Source organism: Nocardioides sp. CPCC 206348, assembly GCF_048654705.1.
In the GTDB taxonomy this organism is placed as follows: Bacteria; Actinomycetota; Actinomycetes; order Propionibacteriales; family Nocardioidaceae; genus Nocardioides.
Window position 1 is genome coordinate 33,741 of the sequence record NZ_JBMCZA010000236.1, and the last position, 486, is coordinate 34,226.

The 486-nt window shown below is 67.5% G+C and carries 1 protein-coding gene; it reads left to right on the top strand.

Annotation, left to right across the window (positions count from 1 at the left end):
• Positions 1–4: 4 nt before the first annotated feature.
• Positions 5–486: HAD-IA family hydrolase (locus ACOADB_RS27195; RefSeq protein WP_378606450.1), on the top strand; the 482-nt coding region annotated here is incomplete at its 3' end.

Here is a 486-nt window from a genome sequence, read left to right on the forward strand (position 1 = left end):
TCCGGTGAAGCATTCCATCGCCGACTGGCTGGCCGCGGATGCGATCGAGCCGGAGTCCTTCTCGCGCACATTGCAGGCGTGGCTGTCCCGCAATGCCCAGGACGGTACGCCGATCCACCGCATGGAGACCGGCGAGCTCGCGGTCGCGGATTTCGAGTCCCTGCTGGCAGCCGAGCTGCAGACCACGGACGGGAGCGCAGTGGCCCCGGACGGGATCCTGAGCCGGCTCTTCGCAGGCATGCAGCCCGATGCAGAGATGTTTCTCCTGGCCGAAGAGCTGCGCTTCGCCGGCCTGGAGGTCGGGCTTCTCTCCAACAGCTGGGGAAACACCTACCCGCGCGCACGGATCGACGCCCTGCTCGACCCGGTCGTCATCTCCGGCGAAGTCGGACTTCGCAAACCCCACGCCGCGATCTACGAGCTGGCCCTGGACCGGCTCGGCCTACCTGCTGACCGGGTGCTCTTCATCGACGACGCCGAGCCCAA